This is a genomic window from Streptomyces cyslabdanicus, from assembly GCF_052663305.1.
Genome location: NZ_JBQRUW010000053.1, coordinates 19,826 through 40,970, shown reverse-complemented (window position 1 = coordinate 40,970; position 21,145 = coordinate 19,826). Strand labels below are relative to the sequence as shown.

Genomic DNA, 21,145 nt, shown 5'->3' with positions numbered 1-21,145 from the left:
GCACACCACCACTGTTCCAAGGAGTAGCAGTCCCATGCCCAACCCCACCCCGCCGCCCTCCCTCGAGGACGCCGCACCCTCGGTGCTCCGCCTCAGCCCGCTGCTGCGCGAGCTCCAGATGCGTGCCCCCGTCACCAGGATCACCACTCCGGCCGGAGACGAGGGTTGGCTGGTGACCCGGCACGCCGAGCTGAAGCAGCTGCTGCACGACGAGCGCCTGGCCCGCGCGCACGCCGACCCGGCCAACGCGCCCCGCTACGTCAAGAACCCCTTGATGGACCTGCTCATCATGGACGACGTCGAGGCGGCCCGCGCCGCGCACGCCGAGCTGCGCACTCTGCTCACCCCGCAGTTCTCCGCCCGCCGGGTGCTCAACATGATGCCCATGGTGGAGGGGATCGCGGAGCAGCTCCTGAACGGCTTCGCCGCCCAGGAGCGCCCCGCCGACCTGCGGGGCACCTTCTCGCTGCCGTACTCGCTGACCGTGCTGTGCGCCCTGATCGGCATTCCGATGCAGGAGCAGGGCCAACTCCTCGCGGTGCTGGGCGAGATGGCCACGCTGAACGACGCGGAGAGCGTCGCCAGGAGCCAGGCGAAGCTGTTCGGGCTGCTGACCGATCTGGCCGGCCGCAAGCGGGCCGAACCCGGGGACGACGTGATCTCCCGGCTGTGCGAGACGGTCCCGCAGGACGAGCGCATCGGCCCCATCGCCGCCAGCCTGCTCTTCGCCGGCCTCGACAGCGTCGCCACCCATGTCGACCTGGGCGTCGTGCTGTTCACGCAGTACCCGGACCAGCTGCGGGAGGCACTCGCCGACGAGAAGCTGATGAGGAGCGGCGTCGAGGAGATCCTGCGGGCCGCGAAGGCCGGCGGCTCGGGTGCCGCGCTGCCGCGCTACGCCACCGACGACATCGAGATCGCCGGCGTCACCATGCGCACCGGCGACCTGGTGCTGCTCGACTTCACCCTGGTCAACTTCGACGAGGCGGTCTTCGACGAACCGGAGGTCTTCGACATCCGCCGCTCGCCCAACGAGCACCTGACGTTCGGGCACGGCATGTGGCACTGCATCGGAGCCCCGCTGGCCCGGATGATGCTGAAGACCGCCTACACCCAGCTGTTCACCCGACTCCCCGGCCTGAAGCTGGCCCGCCCGGTCGAGGAACTCCAGGTCACGTCCGGCCAGCTCAACGGCGGCCTCACCGAACTCCCCGTCACCTGGTGACATCCCCCGCCACCCGGCACCCGCGGCCCTCACTCCCCGACGAGTGGGGGCCGCCCCCTCCGAGCGCACTGGGGGAGTCCTTCGTTCAGGAGGTGATGAGGAAGACCTCGTAGCCGAGTCGTGAGTTGTCGACACCGTAGGCGCCGCGCAACAGGTCGGGCGCGCCGGGCAGGTTGTGGGCCAGTTGCTTGCCGGTGCCGGCGTCGACCAGCGCACCGCCTGTCTTCGTGTCGAAGAAGACGCGTCCGTCGACCATCGACCTGAGTTCGACGCCGGCGTCGGACACCGCTTTGGCCGCGATGGTCCATGAGCGTTTCCGTGATGTCAGGTCGTACGCGAATACGTGCCGACTCTTCTCGGCACCGCCGTAGGTCTGGCACACGACGGCTGTCCGGCCATCAGACACACAGGTGGGAAAGCTCGTGGCACCGGACTCGGTGTACAGGACGGTCCCGGACTTCGCGTCGATCAGTTCGAGGTCAACGGTGAATCCCAGAAGGTCGCCGATGTCGTTGGGATCGGCTGCCTTGGGCAGGGCAACCACGTTGGCGCCGGTGACAGCGAGGTCGGCGGCCGAGGCCGTCGCGTGCGTCCAGCGTGGCTGCCCGGTCGCCGCGTCGAGGCCCGTCACCTTGTCGTAGGCGTCCTCGTGATCGCTGACGAGTACCGTGTCTCCCTCGATGCCCCGTGCCGTACGCCCCGACTGCCGCCACAGCACCTTGCCGGTTGTGGCGTCGACCACCGCGGTCAGCCGCTTCTCGTCCGGCACCGTCGGCAAGGCCCGCTTGTCGGTGACCAGGACGAACCGGCCGGATGTGCCGACGACGGTGTCGATGCCGGTGATCGGCGTGCGCCAGCGCTGGGTGCCGTCGAAGTCGAGCCCGACGACACCTTGTTCGGAGCTGTCGGCCTCGATCCCCGCACCGGTCGTGGTGGTGTCGTACGGCAGCACGAGTGTCGAGTCGGCCAGCGCGGGCGAGCCGGGCGTGCACCGCAGATCAACGCCGTCGATCTTCCCGACGATGCGCCACTTCTGCATGTCCGGCGTGGCGAGAGGTCTGGCCGTCAGGACGCACTGGCCGCTTCCGCTCAGTTCCACCAGGAGATCGTCGGTGAGCATGGCGCTGCCTGATCCCTGGGCGACCTCCTTCAGGCCGACCGGTGGCCCGCTGCGTACGGTGGGTACCGCTACGGCGGTGCTCGAGGCGCCGCCTGTCGAGGTGGTGCTGGGCGGCCGATCGCCGCTGCCGCTGCCGCTGCCGCTGCCGCTGTCGCAGGCGCCGAGCAAAGCGCCTGCGAGGAGGGCACCGCCGAGCGCCATGCCCAGTCTGACCGAGTGGTCACCGTGCCGAGCCGCCTCGCAGCGCATTCCGCTCTCCATTCGTCATGGCTGTACGCGGTCGGTCAGTTTCTACCTCTGGCGACGAGAGCCGTCCAGACGAACGGCATCAGCACCGGCTGATCGGCCAGTCGGCCTCCGAACCGCAGCCGCAGCCGAACGTGGTACGGGCCGTACCCGCCGATCGGCAGATACGGCCCGTTGAACTCCCGCTCCGCCTTGGCTAGCCCTCCACCACGGTGATCGCCATCGACGGGCAGACCACCGCGGCCTCGCGGACCACCTCCACCGTGGCCGGGTCCGACGGCTGTGCGACGACGGTCACCAGGCCGTCGTCGTCCTGGTCGAACACGTCCGACGCGGTCAGGACGCACTGTCCGGCGCCGACGCAGCGATCGACGTCCACGTTGACGTGCACCATCATTCCTCCAGGGTCGTTCCAGCGGGCCCGCCGCCGCGGCGGCGGCCCCGTCGCTCAGTTCCAGGTGACGGGCAGCTCGTGCAGACCGAACAGCACGCCGTCGTACTTCAAGGGCAACTCCTCGACCGGCACAGCCAGTTCGAGGGTCGGGATGCGCTCGAACAGGGTGCGATAGGCGAGCTCCATCTCCACCCGCACCAGGTTCTGCCCGAGGCACTGGTGGACGCCGTACCCGAACGCCACGTGCGAGCGCGCGGAGCGCTCCGGGTTGAACTCCTCGGGCTTGTCGAAGACCGAACCGTCGTGATTGGCGGCGGCGATCAACGGCACGATGCCCTCACCGGCCTTGATCAGCTGGCCGCCGATCTCCACGTCCTCCACGGCCACCCGGAAGGACACCAGGTCGGCGACCGAGTAGTAGCGCAGCATCTCCTCGACGATGCGGTCGTCGCCGATCCACTGCGGGTTGGTCAGCAGCTGGACGACGCCGAGGCCGATGTTGTTCGCCGTGGTCTCGTGCCCCGCGATGAGCAGCAGCATCGACACCCCGGACAGCTCCTGCCGGGACAGGGTGCCGGCCCGCTGCAGCCGGCTGATCAGGTCGTCGCCGGGGCGGCGCTCCTTGATCTGGATGAGCCGGTTCAGATAGCGCAGCAGCACCTTGGACGCCGCGTCGCGTTCCTCGTCGGTGGAGGACAGGGTCACCAGGACCCTTGTCTTCGCCTCGAAGAAGTCCCGGTCCGCCTTGGGCACCCCGAGCAGATCGGAGATGACCAGCGACGGCACGGACAGCGCGAAGTCCGCGATCAGGTCGGCCGAGTTGCCCGCGGCGAGCATCGCGTCGATCCGCTCGTCCACGATCTGCTGGATCGCCGGACGCAGCTCCCGCACCTTGCGCACGGTGAACTCCGGGATCAGCGTCTTGCGGAACCGGTCGTGCTCCGGCGGATCCAGCGCCACGAACCAGCCCGGGATCTCCGACTGCGAGGGGGCGCCACCGGTGCGCCTGGCCCGCGGGAAGCCGGGGCGGGACGGGTCCGCGCTGATCCGGGGGTCGGTCAGCACGGTCCGCACGTCCTCGTGCCGCGTCACCAGCCACACCGGGCCGCTGGCGGGCAGTTCGGAGCGGACCAGGCCCTCGCCCGCCCGGTAGTCGGCGTACTCCGGCGGCGGGAACGGACGGCCCGGCCGGCGCAGCGGGAAGGCGACCGGGCAGCCCGGCGCGTACGTCGTCGCCCCGGTGTCGGCGGTCATCGCCCGGCTCCGTAGAAGTCGCGGATCCGGTCGGTGACGAACTCCTGGTCCTGCGCGGTCAGTCCGGTGTGCGTCGGCAGGTAGAAGCCGTCCTCGCTGAACCGGGAGGCGTTCAGCGACGGCCAGTCGGCGTCGTAGTAGCCCGGCTGACGGCTCATCGGCTTGAAGAACACCCGGGTCTCGACGCCCTGGTCGGCCAGGTACGCGCGCAGCTCCTCGCTCCGCTCGGCCCGCAGGTCGTACATCCACAGCACGTCGCGGGCCGGCATCAGCGTGATGCCGGGCACGTCCCGCAGCGCCTCGTCGTAGCGCTTCTCGATGTCGCGGCGGGTCGCGAGGATGGTGTCCAGCTGCTCGGTCTGCGCGAGCGCCACCGCGGCCTGCATGTTCGTCATGCGGTAGTTGTAGGCCAGCTTCTTGTGCAGGAAGCTGTGGTCCTTGGTGAACGCCATCGCCCGCAGATGCGCCATCTGCTCGGCCAGACGGGCGTCCCGGGTCAGACACACCCCGCCCTCACCCGCCGTGATGATCTTGTTGGCGAACAGGGAGAAGCAGGCGATGTCGCCCACCGGGCGCACCCCGTGCGCCTCCGCCGAGTCCTCGACGACCCGCAGGTTGTACTCGTACGCCAGGTTCATGATGGCGTCCATGTCGCACTGCCGGCCGTAGACGTGCACCGGCATGATCACCTTGGTGCGCGGGGTGATCTTCTCCTCGACGCGCGAGACGTCGATGTTCAGGTCGTCGCCGCAGTCCACGAACACCGGGGTCGCGCCCGTGTAGGTGACCGCCCACGCGGTCGCGATCATCGTGAACTCCGGGACGATCACCTCGTCGCCGCGGCCGACGCCCAGCGCCCGCAGCGCCAGCGTCAGCGCGGTGGTGCCCGACGAACAGGCGACACCGTGCGGCATGTCGTTCCAGGCGGCGAACGCCTCCTCGAACCGCCGGACGTAGGGGCCCTGCGACGAGATCCAGCCGCCGCCGACGGCCTCCGTCACGTACTCCAGCTCGCGGCCCTTCAGCCACGGCATGGAGACCGGATACGTATAGGACATCCTTGACCTCCTCGAATTCCTCGGTCAGTCGTTGGCCAGCACGGGCAGGCCGAGCAGCAGGTCGGCGGCGGCAGTACGACCGCCCGCGGCCTTCAGCAACCCGGCGTAGTACTCGGCGCGTTCGGTGAACGAGGACTCGTTCAGCACGCGGGTGACCTTGTCGAGGACGTCGTCCGTGTCCACGGTCTCGGGACGGTCGACGGTCAGGCTCACGCCGAAGTCCTGGCCGCGCACGGCCTGGTCGTCGCAGTCCACCCACAACGGCCGCACCACGAGCGGCTTTCCGAAGTACAGGCCCTCGTGGTAGCCGTTGCCGCCGGCGTGCGTGAAGAACACCTTGACGTTCGGGTGCGCCAGCACGTCCAGCTGCGAGGGCACCCAGCTCTCGATCCGCAGGTTCGCGGGCAGTTCCTCGGCCGGGGGCAGCAGATGCTGCTGCTCGCTCGGCAGCTTCCACAGCACCTGGTGGCCCTCGCCCTCAAGCCGGCGGGCCACCTCCACCAGTGAGGCGACCTGCTCCCGGGTGAGTCGGGTGATGGTGCCGAAGCCCATGAAGACCACGGACTTCTGCTCCGCCAGCCAGTCCGACAGACCGTCGTCGTCCGGCGCCTGCGGCAGCGGCGGCACCAGCGTGCCCACCAGCCGCACCTTCTCGTGCATCGGGAACGGGTAGTCCAGCTCGGCCACCGAGTAGCACAGCACCTGCTCGGCGTGGTCGACGCGCGCCATCATCTGCCGCGCCTCGGGGGAGATGCCCAGCTCGCCGCGGACACGGTTGTCCTCCTCGACGACCTCGCGCATCTCCTTCGACATGAACATCCCGAGCGTGCGCACCCGGAACAGCTCGTTCTCCACCCGCTGGGCGATCGACATCTTCCCCGGCAGACCCGAGTGCGGCACCGGGAACCCGGACGGCGTGTACGACTTGGCGAACGGCACGTGCGAGGTCAGTACGTTGCTCGGCAGGAACGGCACCCCGAGCACGAACGGGATCTTCTTGGTGATCGCCAGCTCGTACCCGAACTGGCACATGCTCTCGATCACCATCAGGGCGGGCTGGACCTCCTCGACGACCTTCTCCAACGCCCGGTACTTCTCCACCCGGGTCTCGGGCGCGAAGGAGTGCCGGATGACCGCGCGGTGCGCCTTGAACCGGGACCGCTGCGTCACCTCGGCATACGTCTCGTCGTCCCAGGTGACCGCCGACATCTGCGACACGGTGTCACCGAGCGAGGCGAACCGCAGCTCACTGCCCGCCGACGCCGACTCGATCTGGTTCCGCGCCTTCTCGTCCGTGGCGAACCACAGATCCTCCACACCCCGCCGGGACAATTCCTCGGCCAGTACGAGCAGCGGATTGAGAAGACCGCTTTCCGCATAACTCACGAACAGGATCGGCCGCCTGTGCGCGCCCATGACAACACCCTCCGGAAAGTGGCGGACCGCGCGGCCCGCACGCCTCGCGCCCACCCACCGAATGTCGCCGGATGACCGCTTTCGCCGACGCCGCCGCCTGTCGCGCACGCCGTCACAGGACACCGCCGACCCCGCCGCGCGGTACACCGTGCCGCGCGGGAGAAGCGTGCCGCCCACTTCGTCTCACGCCAGGGTCCGGGGAATCCCTAGTCTTCGCGCGCAAGCGGGGGTTTTCGCGCCGTCCGGGCGCGGCCGGGCGCCCAACCCCGTGATTTCTTAGGGAAAAGTACAGGCTTCGCGCGCTTACGATCCCGCAGCCAGAGGTGGCCACAGGACCGACTTTTCCGCAGGGGTGAGCGAGGCATGACGATCGGAGCCGACGAGGACCCGGTGGTGGTCGTCGGAATGGCCTGCCGCTATCCGGGAGGCGTCGAGGGGCCCGAGGACCTGTGGGAACTGGTCCGCTCCGGCCGCGACGCGACCGGGCCGTTCCCCGGCGACCGCGGCTGGGACCTGGCCGCCCTGACCGGCGACGGGCCCGGCCGCAGCGTGACCCACCGCGGCGGATTCCTCGCCGCGGCCGCCGACTTCGACGCCGGCTTCTTCGGGATGTCGCCCCGCGAGGCCGTCTCCACCGACCCGCAGCAGCGGCTCGTCCTGGAGACCTCCTGGCAGGCCCTGGAACACGCCGGCATCGACCCGCACACCCTGCGCGGCACCCGCACCGGCGTCTTCGTCGGCACGGGCGGCCAGGACTACGCGACCGTCACCAACGCCTCCCGCGAGGACCTCACCGGACACGCCCTCACCGGCCTGTCGCCGAGCCTCGCCTCCGGGCGGCTGGCCCACTTCCTCGGCCTCGAAGGACCCGCCGTCACCCTCGACACGGCGTCCTCCTCGTCCTTGGTCGCCCTCCACTACGCGCTGCGCTCGCTGCGGTCGGGGGAGTGCACCACCGCGCTGGCCGGCGGCGTCGCCGTGATGTCCACACCGGTCGGGTTCGTCGCCTACACCCGGCAGGGCGGACTCGCCGCCGACGGCCGCTGCAAGGTCTTCTCCGACGACGCCGACGGCACCACCTGGGCGGAGGGCGCCGGCCTGGTCGTGCTGGAGCGCCTGTCCACCGCCCGCGCCGCCGGGCACCGGGTGCTCGCCGTGCTGCGCGGCTCCGCCGTCAACCAGGACGGCGCCTCCGACGGCCTCACCGCCCCCAGCGGACCGGCCCAGGAGCGCGTCATCCGCGAGGCCCTCACCGACGCCGGACTCGGTCCCGCCGACATCGACCTCGTCGAGGCCCACGGCACCGGCACCCGGCTCGGCGACCCCGTCGAGGCCCGCGCCCTGCTCGCCACCTACGGCCAGGACCGCGACGGCGGACAGCCGCTGCGCCTCGGCTCCCTGAAGTCGAACATCGGGCACGCGCAGGCCGCCGCCGGCATCGGCGGACTCGTCAAGGCCGTCCAGGCGATGCGCCACGGCCTGCTGCCGGAAACCCTGAACGTGTCCGCCCCCACCCGGCAGGTCGACTGGTCGGCCGGGGCCGTCGAACTCCTCACCGAGCCCCTGCCCTGGCCCGCCACCGGCCGCCCGCGCCGCGCCGCCGTGTCCTCCTTCGGCATCAGCGGCACCAACGCGCATGTCATCGTGGAGGAAGCCCCGACGAGCGACCCCGCCGCCGCGGTCCCCGCCGGGCCCGCCCACCGGGGCGTAGCCGACTCCGTCGAGCGGCCCGCTGCCCCTGCTGGGGAGCCCGCCGACACCTCTGCCGCCGTCGCTGTTGACGCCGGCCCGGCCGACCGCCCGGTCACCCCCGCCGCTCAACTCGCCGCCCTCGTGCCCGCGTCCGACGCCGTCGCCTGGCCGGTGTCCGCGGCCTCCCCGGAGGCCCTCGACGCCCAGATCGACCGGCTCACCTCCTTCGTCCGCGCCCACCCCGGCCTCGACCCGCTGGACGTCGGCCACTCCCTGGCCGGCGGCCGGGCCGCGCTGCGCCACCGCGCCGTGCTGACGCCGACCGGCGCCGGCGCCGTGGAGCGTGTCCGCGGCGAGGCCGCCCCCCGCACCACCGCCGTCCTCTTCTCCGGACAGGGTTCCCAGCGGCTCGGCATGGGCCGTGAACTCGCCGCCCGTTTCCCGGTGTTCGCCGAGGCTCTGGATGCTGTCCTGGCCGCCCTCGACGCCGAACTGGAGCGTCCGGTGCGGTCCGTGATGTGGGGAGAGGATCCCGCCGCACTCGACCGCACCGGATGGACCCAGCCCGCGCTGTTCGCCTTCGAGGTCGCCCTCCACCGGCTCGCCGAGTCCTTCGGGCTGCGCCCGGGCGCCGTCGGCGGCCACTCCGTCGGCGAGATAGCCGCCGCGCACGTCGCCGGGGTGTTCTCGCTGGAGGACGCCGCGCGTCTGGTCGCCGCCCGCGCCACCCTGATGCAGGCACTGCCCGCCGGCGGCGCCATGTCCGCCGTCGAGGCCTCCGAGGGCGAGGTGCTCCCGCTGCTCGGCGGCGACGTCTCGCTCGCCGCGGTCAACGGCCCCACCGCGGTCGTCGTGTCCGGCGCCGAGGACGCCGTGGAGCGGGTCGCCGCCCACTTCGCGGCGCAGGGCCGCCGCACCAGCCGTCTCGCGGTCTCGCACGCCTTCCACTCGCCGCTGATGGAGCCGATGCTCGACGCCTTCCGGGACGTCGTCGCCCAGCTCACCTTCCACGAGCCGACGCTGCCGGTCATCTCCAATCTCACCGGTGAACTCGCCGGTGCCGGGCTCGCCACCCCCGAGTACTGGGTGCGGCACGTGCGCGGCACCGTACGCTTCGCCGACGGCGTGACGGCCATGCGCCAGCACGGCGCCGACCTGCTGGTCGAACTGGGTCCCGGCAGCGTCCTGACCGCCCTCGCCCGCACCGTCCTCGGCCCGGACGGCCCGGGCACCCCGGTCGATGTCGTCCCCACCCTCCGCAAGGACCAGCCCGAGGAGACCGCCCTCACCGCCGCGCTCGCCCGGCTCTACGTCCTCGGCGTACCCGTCGACTGGTCCGCCCTCTACACCGGCACCGGAGCCCGCCGCACCGACCTGCCGACGTACGCCTTCCAGCGCGCCCGGCACTGGCCCGCCCCGGCCCGGCCCGGCACCCCCCATGCCGCGGGCGGCGGGCATCCGCTGCTCGGCCCGGCCGTCGAACTCGCCGACGGCGGCACGGTGTCGGGCGCGACGCTCTCCCTCGCCACCCACCCCTGGCTCGCCGACCACGCCGTCGCCGGACGCGTCCTGCTGCCCGCCGCCGTACTGGTGGAACTCGCCGCCCGCGCGGGTGACGACACCGGATGCGACGTCCTGCACGAACTCGCCCTGGTCGAGGCGCCGGTCCTGCAGGGCGATGACACCCTGGACCTCCAGGTCCGAGTCGGCTCCGCCGACGAGGCCGGCCGACGCACCCTCACCGTCCACTCCCGTCCCGGCAACACCACCGCCAAGCCCTGGACCCAGCGGGCCGGCGGCCTGCTCGGCACCGCGCCCGACACCGCGGCACCCGACACCTCCTTCGCGACCACCTGGCCCCCGCCGGGCGCCGAACCCCTCGACCTCGACGACCCCTACGAGCGGCTGGCCGACGACGGCCTCGACCTCGGCCCCGCCTTCCAGGGCCTGCGCGCCGCCTGGCACCACGACGGGGCGATCCTCGCCGAGGTCGAAATCCCCGCCGGCACCACCGACGACCCCGGCGCCTACGGAGTGCACCCCGCGCTCCTCGACGCCGCCCGGCACGCCGCCCTCACCACGACCGGCACACTCCCCGTCGCCTGGCACGGAGTCCGGCTGCACGCCGTCGGCGCCACCGCCCTGCGGGTGCGGATCGGCTCCGCCGACGACGGCGCCCTGGCCCTGACCGCCGCCGACGTCACCGGCGCCCCGGTGCTCACCGCCGACGCCGTCGTCGTACGGCGGCTCACCGAACAGGAGCGCACCGCCCCCCGGCCGCTCACGCGCGCCCGCACCCAGCACACCGCCGCGCCACGCCCCGCCCGTCCCGTCGCCGCGGCACCCGGCGCCGCACCCGCCGGCCCGTCCGCCGCCCCGGCGCCGGACGGCTTCGCGGCCGAGACGGCGGCCCTGGCCCCGGCCGAGCGCGAACGCCGGCTCACCGGCCTGGTGCGGACCCAGGCGGCGGCCGTCCTCGGCCACCAGGGACCGGACGCCGTCGGACCCCGCGCGGTCTTCAAGGAACTGGGCTTCGACTCGCTGGCCGGGGTGGAACTCAGCGACCGCCTCACCGCACTCACCGGACTGCGACTGCCGGCCACCCTCGTCTTCAACTTCCCCACCCCCGAACTCGCGGCCCGGCGCATCGGGGACCTCCTCGTCGCATCCGGCCCCCCACCGCGCGGATCGTGCGACGACGAACTCACCAGGTTCGAGGCCACTGTGCGGACCCTGCCGGACGGCGGCCCCGAACGCCAGGCCGTCGCGGACCGCCTGGACGCACTCGCCGCCTCGCTCCGCCGTGACCCGGCCCCGCGGGAGAGCCTCTCCGACGAGGACATCGGCTCGGTGTCGGTCGAGAGGCTGCTCGACCTCATCGACGAGGAGTTCGAAACCACATAGCGGATTCTCAGCTTTCCTTCGCGCCCCGATGACGAGGACGGACCCGATGCCGGAACCCCAGCAGAACCAGCAGGAAAAAGTTGTCGACTACCTTCGCCGGGTCACCAACGATCTGCGCCGCGCCCGCCGCCGCATAGGCGAGTTGGAATCCCGTGACAACGAGCCCGTCGCGATCGTCGGAATGAGCTGCCGGCTGCCGGGCGGAGTGAGATCGCCGGAATCCCTGTGGGAACTCGTGGAATCCGGCGGGGACGCCATTTCCGGATTTCCCGTCGACCGCGGCTGGGACATCGAGGCACTCACCGGAAACGGCGAGGGAAGCAGTTCCACGCACGAGGGCGGATTCCTCTACGAGGCCCCCGACTTCGACGCCGGATTCTTCGGTATCTCGCCGCGCGAGGCGACCGCCATGGACCCGCAGCAGCGCCTGCTGCTCGAAGTCTCCTGGGAGGCCCTGGAACGGGCCGGCATCGCCCCCACCTCCCTGCGCTCCAGTTCGACCGGCGTCTTCGTGGGCTCCTACCACTGGGGCGCCCCCTCCGCGGACACCGCCACCGAACTCCACGGCCACGCCCTGACCGGCACCGCCGCCAGCGTGCTGTCCGGCCGGCTCTCCTACGTCTACGGTCTCGAGGGGCCGGCGGTCACCGTCGACACCGCGTGCTCCTCCTCCCTCGTCGCCCTGCACCTGGCGGCCCAGTCGCTGCGCCGCGGGGAGTCCTCGCTCGCCCTCGTCGGCGGTGTCACCCTCCTCGCCGAGCCCTCCGTCTTCGTGGAGTTCAGCGCCCAGGGCGGCCTGGCCAACGACGGCCGCTGCAAGGCGTTCTCCGACGACGCCGACGGCACCGGCTGGGGCGAGGGCGTCGGCGTCCTCGTCGTCGAGCGACTCTCCGACGCCGTCCGCAACGGCCACCCCGTGCTCGCCGTGCTGCGCGGCTCCGCCGTCAACCAGGACGGCGCCTCCAACGGCCTGAGCGCCCCCAACGGCCGCGCCCAGGAACAGGTCATCCGCCAGGCCCTGGACAACTGCGGCCTCACCGCGGCCGATGTCGACGCCGTCGAGGCACACGGCACCGGCACCCGGCTCGGTGACCCCATCGAGGCACAGGCCCTGCTCGCCACCTACGGCCAGGAGCACGGCCCCGAACAGCCCCTGTGGCTGGGCTCCCTGAAGTCCAACATCGGCCACACCCAGGCCGCCGCCGGTGTCGCGGGCGTCATCAAGATGGTCATGGCGCTCCGTCAGGGCGTGCTGCCCCCGACCCTGCACGCCGACTCGCCCTCCGCCCACGTCGACTGGGAGTCGGGCCATGTCCGCCTGCTGAACGAGCCCGTCGTCTGGCCGGAGACCGGCCGCCCGCGCCGCGCCGCCGTGTCCTCCTTCGGCATCAGCGGCACCAACGCCCACGCCGTGCTCGAGCAGGCCCCCGTGCCCGCCGAGGACGCCGAGACCGAGGACGCCCCGCAGCAGCCGGCCGCCGTGCCGGGCGCCCTGCCGTGGCTGCTCTCCGCCCGCTCCGAGCAGGCGCTCCGCGACCAGGCCGCCGCCCTCGTCACCCGCTTCGACGCCGACACCGAGCCACGCCCCCAGGACGTCGGCCACAGCCTGCTGACCTCCCGGGCCCTGCTGGAGCGCCGGGCTGTCGTCGTCGCGGCCGGCCGCGACGAACTGCTCGCCGGTAGCCTCGCGCTGGCCGAGGGCCGGTCCTGGAACGGACTCGCCGAGGGCGTCGCCGACGTCGACGGCCGCACCGTCTTCGTCTTCCCGGGCCAGGGCTCCCAGTGGGTGGGCATGGGTGCCCGACTCCTCGACGAGTCGCCGGTGTTCGCGGAGCGGATCGCCGAATGCGCCGCCGCGCTGGCCGAGTTCACCGACTGGGACCTGGTCGACGTCCTGCGGGGCGTCGAGGGTGCTCCGACGCTGGAGCGCGTGGACGTCGTCCAGCCGGCGTCGTTCGCGGTGATGGTGTCCCTGGCCGCCGTGTGGCGGGCGCAGGGTGTGGAGCCGGACGCTGTGGTGGGTCACTCGCAGGGTGAGATCGCCGCCGCGGTGGTCTCCGGCGCCCTGTCGCTGCGCGACGGCGCCCGGGTCGTGACGCTGCGCAGCCAGGCCATCGGCCGGACGCTGGCCGGGCGGGGCGGGATGATGTCGGTGGCGCTGCCCGTCGCCGAGGTGGAGGCCCGTCTGGCGGCGTTCGGCGGACGGGTGTCCGTCGCCGCCGAGAACGGCCCCCGCTCCTGTGTGGTCTCCGGCGAACCCGGCGCCCTGGACGAGCTGTCCGAACTGCTCGCCGCCGGGGGCGTGCGGGTGCGCCGCGTCCCCGTGGACTACGCCTCGCACTCCCACCATGTCGAGGACCTGCACGACGAGATCCTCCAGCTGCTGGCCGAGGTCGCGCCCAGGGCGTCCGAGGTTCCGCTGTTCTCCACGGTCACCGGTGACTGGCTGGACACCACCGTCATGGACGCCGGCTACTGGTTCCGCAGCCTGCGCGGCCGGGTGCTGTTCGCGGACGCCATCCGTGGTCTGCTCGACACCGAGCACCGTGCCTTCATCGAGGTCAGCTCCCACCCGGTGCTCGCCATGTCCGTCCAGGACATGATCGACGACGCCGGAGTGGTGGGCGTGGCCTCCGGCACCCTGCGCCGCGACAACGGTGGCTTGGACCGCTTCCTGCTGTCCGCCGCCGAGGTGTTCGTGCGCGGTGTCCAGGTCGACTGGGCCGCCGTGTTCGAGGGGACCGGTGCGTCCCGTGTCGACCTGCCCACCTACGCCTTCCAGCACGAGCGGTACTGGAACGACCGTGCCGTCGTGGACCGTTCGGCCTCCGCGCCGATGGACGCCGAGTTCTGGGCGGCCGTCGAGCAGGCGGACGTCTCCGCCCTCACCGAGGCGCTCGGCACCGACGAGGAGTCCGTCGCCGCGATCCTGCCCGGCCTCGCCTCCTGGCGCCGCACCCGCGGCGAGCGCTCCACCGTCGACTCCTGGCGCTACCGGGTCATCTGGGAGCCGCTGGCCCAGATCCCGCGCGCCACCCTGGACGGCACCTGGCTGCTGGTGTCCGCCGGCGCCGGCGGCGACGACGTCGCCGAGGCGCTGGAGGCGGGCGGTGCCGAGGTGCGGCACCTCGTCCTCGACGAGACTTGCACCGACCCCGCCGTCCTGCGCGAGCACCTCACGGACACGGACGGCCTCACCGGCATCGTCTCCGTCCTCGCCGACGCCGAGGAGGACTGCGTCCGCCACCCCGGACTCACCCTCGGACTCGCCCTGTCGGTGTCGCTGGCACAGGCACTCGGCGAGGCCGGCGTCACCGCCCCGCTGTGGTTCCTGACCCGCGGCGCCTTCTCCACCGGCCCGTCCGACACCGTCACTCGGCCGCTGCAGAGCCAGGTCGCCGGACTCGGCTGGACCGTCGCCGTCGAACACCCCCACCGCTGGGGCGGCGTCGTCGACCTGCCCGAGGCGCCAGCGCCGCAACTGGCGACGTCTGCCCCGTCGCGACGCCCGGCACGCTCCCCCGAGCTCTTCGAGCAGGGGGGACCCCCACTCGCCGCACCGGCCGAAAGCCCGAGTACGTCCAGTACGAGGACTTCCGGCCGGCACACCGAGAGCACGCACCGGACGCCGCTCCTTCACGGGCAAACGTCACCTGCCGCGGCACTGGACACCCGCGCCGCCCAGCGACTCGTCGCCGCCCTCGCCGGCGCGCTCGGCGACGAGGACCAGCTCGCCGTGCGGCCCGCCGGTGTCCTCGCCCGCCGCATCGTCCGCGCGAGCGGCGACACCCGCCGCAGGGCCCGCTCCTGGAAGCCGCGCGGCACCACCCTGGTCACCGGCGGCTCCGGCACCCTCGCCCCCGGACTCGCCCGCCATCTGGCCGCCCAGGGCGCCGAGCACCTGGTGCTGCTCAGCCGCCGCGGCGCCGACGCCCCCGGCGCGGCCGAACTCGCCGCCGAACTCCAGGCGGCGGGCACCGAGGTGCGGTTCGCGGCCTGCGACATCACCGACCCCGACGCGGTCGCCGCCCTGCTCGCCGACCTGAAGGCCGAGGGCCGCACCGTCCGCACGGTCGTGCACACCGCCGCCGTCATCAAACTGGCCGCGCTCGCCGACACCACCGTCGACGCGTTCGCCGATGTGGTGCACGCCAAGGTCACCGGCGCCCGGATCCTCGACGAACTCCTCGACGACGAGGAGCTGGACGACTTCGTCCTGTACTCCTCCACCGCCGGCATGTGGGGCAGCGGTGTGCACGCCGCGTATGTCGCGGGGAACGCCTATCTGTCCGCGCTCGCCGAACAGCGCCGCGCCCGCGGGGCCCGCGCCACCTCCATCCACTGGGGCAAGTGGCCCGACGACCTCGAGCGCGAGCTGGCCGACCCGCACCAGATCCGCCGCAGCGGCCTTGAGTACCTCGACCCGGAGCTGGCGATGACCGCCCTGACCCGGGTCATGGAGGACGACGAGACCGTCATCGGGCTGATGGACATCGACTGGGGCACGTACCACGACGTCTTCACGGCCGGACGGCCCTCGCACCTGTTCGACCGGATCCCCGAGGTGGCGCGGCTGCTGGCCGACCGGGCCGCGCCCGCCGCGACGGCCGCCGCCACCAGCGGTCTGGCCGCCCGCCTCCAGGGCGTGTCTGCCGCCGAGCAGGACCGGATCGTGCTCTCCGTGGTCCGCGAGGAGACCGCCGCCGTCCTCGGCCACGCCTCCGCCGATACCGTCCCGGAGCGCCGCGCCTTCCGCGACATCGGCTTCGACTCGGTGACCGCCGTCGACCTGCGCAACCGCCTGGTCGCCGCGACCGGGCTCACCCTGCCGTCCACCATGGTCTTCGACCACCCCAACGCGGTCGCGCTCGCCACGTTCCTGAAGACCACCGCGCTCGGCACCACCGGCACGGCCGGCGACCGGCCCACCGCCGCGCACGCCGCGGGCGCCGACGACGACCCGATCGTCATCGTCGGCATGAGCTGCCGCTTCCCCGGCGGCGCGAACACCCCGGAGGAGATGCTGCGGCTCGCCCTCGACGGCGCCGACGTCATCTCCGAGTTCCCCGCCGACCGCGGCTGGGACGCCCACGGCCTCTACGACCCGGACCCCGACCGACAGGGCCGCACCTACTCCGTGCACGGCGGCTTCCTGCACGAGGCGGCCGGCTTCGACGCCGGGTTCTTCGGCATCTCGCCCCGCGAGGCGCTCGCCATGGACCCGCAGCAGCGGCTGCTCCTGGAGACCTCCTGGGAGGTCCTGGAGCGGGCCGGCATCGACCCCGAGTCGCTGCACTCCACCGCCACCGGCGCCTTCTTCGGCGCCAGCTACCAGGACTACTCCAGCAGCGTGCAGAACGGCACCGAGGGCGCCGAGGTGCACATGATGACCGGCACCGCGGCCAGCGTGCTGTCCGGCCGGATCTCCTATCTGCTGGGCCTCGAGGGCCCCGCGGTCACCGTCGACACCGCCTGCTCCTCCTCCCTGGTCGCGATGCACCTGGCCTGCCAGTCGCTGCGCAGCGGCGAGAGCAGCCTCGCGCTGGCCGGCGGCGCCGCCGTCATGGCCACCCCGCACGCGTACATCGGCTTCAGCCGGCAGCGCGCACTGGCCGAGAACGGCCGCTGCAAGCCGTTCGCCGAGGGCGCCGACGGCATGACCCTCGCCGAGGGCGTCGGCGTCGTCCTGCTGGAGAAGCTCTCCGACGCCCGCCGCAACGGCCACCGCGTCCTCGCCGTCGTCCGCGGCTCCGCCCTCAACCAGGACGGTGCCTCCAACGGACTGACCGCCCCCAATGGCCTCTCCCAGCAGCGTGTCATCCGCCAGGCCCTCGCCAACGCCGGACTCGGCACCGCCGACGTCGACGTGGTCGAGGCGCACGGCACCGGCACCAAGCTCGGTGACCCGATCGAGGCCGGCGCCCTGCTCGCCACCTACGGCCAGGGCCGCGACGGCGGACAGCCGCTGCTGCTGGGCTCGGTGAAGTCCAACATCGGCCACACCCAGGCCGCCGCGGGCGTCGCGGGCGTCATCAAGATGGTGATGGCCATGCAGGCCGGCGAACTGCCCGGCACCCTGCACATCGACGAGCCCTCCAGCCATGTCGACTGGACCTCCGGCGCCGTCACCCTGCTGCGCGAGCGCACCGAGTGGCCCGCCGTGGGGGACCGCCCCCGCCGGGCCGGCGTCTCCTCCTTCGGCATCAGCGGCACCAACGCCCACCTCCTCCTGGAGCAGGCCCCGCCCGCCGAGAAGCCCGTCGAGGAGCCCTCCGAAGAACCCGCCGGGGACATCGAGGACGCCCCGCTCGTCCCCTGGCTGCTGTCCGCCAAGTCCGCGCAGGCGCTGCGCGAGCAGGCGTCCCGGCTGCTGACCGCGACCACCGGCACCGACGTCACCGTCGAGCCCGCCCGCGTCGGACACGCGCTGGCCACCACCAGGACCGCCTTCGACCACCGCGCCGTCGTCCTCGGCAGCCGGCCCGAGGACTTCACCCGCGGCCTGGAAGCCGTGGTGTCCTCCACGTCCGCCCCCGGCGTCGTCACCGGCACCGCGGGACCGGACGCCACGGGACCCGTCTTCGTCTACCCGGGCCAGGGCTCCCAGTGGTGGGGGATGGGCCGCGAACTCCTCGCCGGCTCCGAGGTGTTCCGCACCGCCGTCGACGACTGCGCCGCGGCGCTCGCCCCGTACACCGACTGGTCCCTGCACGAGGTGCTGGCCGGCGAGGGCGACCCGGAGCTCCTGGAGCGCGTGGACGTCGTACAGCCCGCCCTGTTCTCGATGATGGTCGCGCTCACCGCGCTGTGGCGGGCACACGGCGTCGAACCGGCCGCCGTCGTCGGCCACTCGCAGGGCGAGATCGCCGCCGCCCATGTCGCCGGGGCGCTCAGCCTGGAGGACGCCGCCCTCGTCGTGGCGCTGCGCAGCCAGGCCCTGCCCCAGCTGTCCGGGCTCGGCGGCATGATGTCCGTCGCCGCGCCCGCCGCACGCGTCACCGAACTCCTTCAGCACTGGGGCGAGGCGCTGTCCATCGCCGCCGTCAACGGCCCCTCCTCGGTGATCGTCTCCGGCGACGCCGACGCCCTCGACGAGCTCCTGGAGACCTGCCGCGAGCAGAACGTACGGGCCCGCAAGGTGTCCGTGGACTACGCCTCGCACGGCCGGCACGTCGAGGCCGTGCGCGACGAACTCGCCCGCGTCCTCGCCCCCGTCAACCCCCGCACCCCCGAGGTGCCGTTCTACTCGACCGTCACCGGCGCCCGACTCGACGAGGCGGCCTTCGACGGCACCTACTGGTACACCAACCTGCGGCAGACGGTGCTGATGGAGGACGCCACCCGCGCCCTCATCGCCGCCGGACACCGGGTGTTCGTGGAGATCAGCCCGCACCCGGTGCTGGCCGCCCCGATCCAGGAGACCCAGGAGAGCCTCGCCGAGAACGCGGTCGAGCCGGCCGAGACCGGCGCCGTCCTCGGCACGCTGCGCCGCGACGACGGCGACCGCCGCCGGTTCCTCACCTCGCTAGCCGAGGCGCACACCCACGGCATCGCCGTCGAGTGGACCACCGTCTTCGACCGCCCCGCGTACGCGGCCGTCGACCTGCCGACCTACCCCTTCCAGCGGCAGGACTTCTGGCCCGAGCCGAAGGCCGCCGCCCCCGCGGGCACCGCCGACGCCTCCGACGCCGCCTTCTGGGAACTGGTCGAGAACCAGGACCTCGACGCGCTCGCCGGTGAACTCGGCATGCCCGCCGACGACGGCGCCGCCCGGCTCGGCGACGTACTGCCCGCGCTGTCCGCCTGGCGCACCCGCTCCCTCACCCGCTCCCGCGCGGACGCCCTGCGCTACCACATCGAGTGGAACCGGGTCGCCGAACCCGGCACCGCCCGGCCCGCCGGCCGGCTGCTCGCGGTGATCTCTCCGGACCACGCGGGCGCCCCCTGGGTCGGCGCCGTCCTCGACGCGCTCGGCCCGGACACCGTCCGCTTCGAGGCCAAGGGCACCGACCGGGCCGCCTGGGCCGCCCAGCTCGCCCAGCTCCGCGAGGACGAGGGGGAGTTCCACGCCGTGGTCTCGCTGCTCGCCGCCGCCGAGACGCTCCACACCGACCACGGTTCGGTGCCTCTCGGCCTCGCCCAGACCCTCCTCCTCGCCCAGGCCCTCGGCGACGCGGGACTCACCGCGCCCCTGTGGTGCCTGACCCGGGGCGGGGTCGCCGCCGGCCGCGGCGATGTCCTCAGCAGCCCCGTGCAGGGTGCGCTGTGGGGCCTCGGCCGGGTCATCGGCCTCGAACACCCCGACCGGTGGGGCGGTCTGATCGACCTGCCGGAGACGGTCGACGCCCGGGCCGCCGCCAGGCTCACCGGACTGCTCGCCGACGCGGGCGGCGAGGACCAGCTCGCGATCCGCGGCTCGGGCGTGCTCGCCCGCCGCCTCGCCCACGCCGCCCCGGCCGTACCCGGCTCCGGGAAGCGCCCGCCGGTCCACGGCTCCGTCCTCGTCACCGGCGGCACCGGCGGCATCGGCGGCCGGGTCGCCCTCCGCCTCGCCGAACAGGGCGCCGCACACCTGGTGCTGACCAGCCGGCGCGGCGCCGACGCCCCGGGCGCCGCCGAACTCCGCGCCGAACTGGAGCAGCTTGGCGTCCGGGTGACCATCGCCGCCTGCGACGCCGCCGACCGGGACGCGCTCGCCGCGCTCCTGGCCGAGCTGCCCGAGGACGCGCCGCTCACCGCGGTCTTCCACTCCGCCGGTGTGGCCCACGACGACGCCCCGGTCGCCGACCTGACGCTCGACCAGCTGGATGCGCTGATGCGCGCCAAGCTGACCGCCGCATGGCATCTGCACGAGCTGACCGCCGACCTGGACCTGGACGCGTTCGTGCTGTTCTCGTCCGGCGCCGCGGTCTGGGGCAGCGGCGGCCAGCCCGGCTACGCCGCCGCCAACGCCTACCTCGACGCCCTCGCCGAGCACCGCAGGTCCCTCGGCCTGACCGCCTCGTCGGTGGCCTGGGGCACCTGGGGCGAGGTCGGCATGGCGACCGACCCGGAGGTCCACGACCGGCTGGTCCGCCAGGGCGTCCTGGCCATGGAACCGGAACACGCGCTGGGCGCCCTCGACCAGATGCTCGAGAACGACGACACCGCGACCGCCATCACCCTGATGGACTGGGAGATGTTCGCGCCCGCCTTCACCGCGAACCGGCCCAGCGCCCTGCTGAGCACCGTCCCGGAGGCCGTCTCGGCCCTCAGCGACGAGGGCCCGGCCGACGGCGGCGCCGACACGGCCGTGCCGCCGCTGCGCGCCCGCCTGGACGGGCTGCCCACCGCCGAACGCGCCCGTGCCCTCGTCGAGGCCGTCCGCGCCGAGGCGTCCGCGACCCTAGGTCACGACAGCCCCGACGCGGTGCCCGCCTCGCGCGCCTTCCGCGACGTCGGCTTCGACTCCGTCACCGCCGTCGAACTGCGCAACCGGCTCCGCGCCGCCCTCGGGCTGCCCCTGCCGGCCGCCCTGGTCTTCGACTACCCGACCCCCGCGGCCCTCGCCCAGCACATCGGTTCGCTGCTCTACGGCACGGCACCCGATGAGGCGGACACCGGCCGCGCCGACGACCCCGATGCCCGTATCCGCGAGGCCCTCGCCACCGTCCCGATCGGACGACTGCGCAAGGCGGGCCTCCTCGACATGGTTCTGAAACTCGCCGAGTCCGACGACACCGAGGACAGCGCCACCGCGACGGACGACGCGGCGGACTCCCTCGACCTCGACGACATGGACGCCGAAGCCCTGCTGCGGCTGGCCGCCGAGAACTCGGCGAACTGAAAGAGAGCTG

At 73.1% G+C, this 21,145-nt stretch carries 7 protein-coding genes and 1 pseudogene; 3 read left to right on the top strand and 5 right to left on the bottom strand.

The annotated features are described in order from the left end of the window. The first annotated feature begins 34 nt into the window (after positions 1-34). Complete coding sequence (locus tag ACTYVM_RS29320; protein WP_445528853.1) at positions 35-1,225, top strand: cytochrome P450; 1,191 nt, start codon at positions 35-37, stop codon at positions 1,223-1,225. An 85-nt stretch (positions 1,226-1,310) separates the two neighbouring features. Here ACTYVM_RS29320 and ACTYVM_RS29315 read toward each other — a convergent pair whose 3' ends face one another. The 5 genes from ACTYVM_RS29315 to ACTYVM_RS29295 form a co-directional block, all read right to left on the bottom strand. Next, the gene (locus ACTYVM_RS29315; protein ID WP_445528852.1) at positions 1,311-2,606 is read right to left on the bottom strand and encodes an outer membrane protein assembly factor BamB family protein; all 1,296 of its coding nucleotides are present in this window, start codon (positions 2,604-2,606) and stop codon (positions 1,311-1,313) included. Positions 2,607-2,787: 181 nt separating this feature from the next. Beyond that, positions 2,788-2,988 carry a ferredoxin gene (locus ACTYVM_RS29310; RefSeq protein ID WP_445528851.1) on the bottom strand — a complete coding sequence of 67 codons (201 nt, stop codon included), beginning with the start codon at positions 2,986-2,988 and terminating at the stop codon, positions 2,788-2,790. A gap of 51 nt (positions 2,989-3,039) precedes the next feature. Next, a complete protein-coding gene (locus tag ACTYVM_RS29305; RefSeq protein ID WP_445528850.1) occupies positions 3,040-4,239 on the bottom strand; it encodes a cytochrome P450 in 1,200 nt (399 codons plus the stop codon). Then, positions 4,236-5,297 carry a DegT/DnrJ/EryC1/StrS family aminotransferase gene (locus ACTYVM_RS29300; RefSeq protein WP_445528849.1) on the bottom strand — a complete coding sequence of 354 codons (1,062 nt, stop codon included), beginning with the start codon at positions 5,295-5,297 and terminating at the stop codon, positions 4,236-4,238. Before ACTYVM_RS29300 ends, ACTYVM_RS29305 begins: the two co-directional genes overlap by 4 nt. A gap of 24 nt (positions 5,298-5,321) precedes the next feature. Then, positions 5,322-6,713, bottom strand: a complete 1,392-nt coding sequence (locus ACTYVM_RS29295) for a glycosyltransferase (protein ID WP_445528848.1) — start codon at positions 6,711-6,713, stop codon at positions 5,322-5,324. A 372-nt stretch (positions 6,714-7,085) separates the two neighbouring features. Between ACTYVM_RS29295 and ACTYVM_RS29290 the strand changes: the two are divergent. Continuing rightward, positions 7,086-11,309: pseudogene (locus tag ACTYVM_RS29290) on the top strand (type I polyketide synthase); the annotation flags it as partial. 46 nt (positions 11,310-11,355) lie between these two features. Continuing rightward, a complete protein-coding gene (locus tag ACTYVM_RS29285; RefSeq protein WP_445528847.1) occupies positions 11,356-21,135 on the top strand; it encodes a type I polyketide synthase in 9,780 nt (3,259 codons plus the stop codon). The last annotated feature ends 10 nt before the right edge of the window (positions 21,136-21,145 follow it).

Coding starts and splice junctions, on each gene's coding strand:
- ACTYVM_RS29320 (WP_445528853.1), top strand. CDS start 35: ATGCCCAACCCCACCCCGCCGCCCTCCCTCGAGGACGCCGCACCCTCG.
- ACTYVM_RS29315 (WP_445528852.1), bottom strand. CDS start 2,606: ATGGAGAGCGGAATGCGCTGCGAGGCGGCTCGGCACGGTGACCACTCG.
- ACTYVM_RS29310 (WP_445528851.1), bottom strand. CDS start 2,988: ATGATGGTGCACGTCAACGTGGACGTCGATCGCTGCGTCGGCGCCGGA.
- ACTYVM_RS29305 (WP_445528850.1), bottom strand. CDS start 4,239: ATGACCGCCGACACCGGGGCGACGACGTACGCGCCGGGCTGCCCGGTC.
- ACTYVM_RS29300 (WP_445528849.1), bottom strand. CDS start 5,297: ATGTCCTATACGTATCCGGTCTCCATGCCGTGGCTGAAGGGCCGCGAG.
- ACTYVM_RS29295 (WP_445528848.1), bottom strand. CDS start 6,713: ATGGGCGCGCACAGGCGGCCGATCCTGTTCGTGAGTTATGCGGAAAGC.
- ACTYVM_RS29285 (WP_445528847.1), top strand. CDS start 11,356: ATGCCGGAACCCCAGCAGAACCAGCAGGAAAAAGTTGTCGACTACCTT.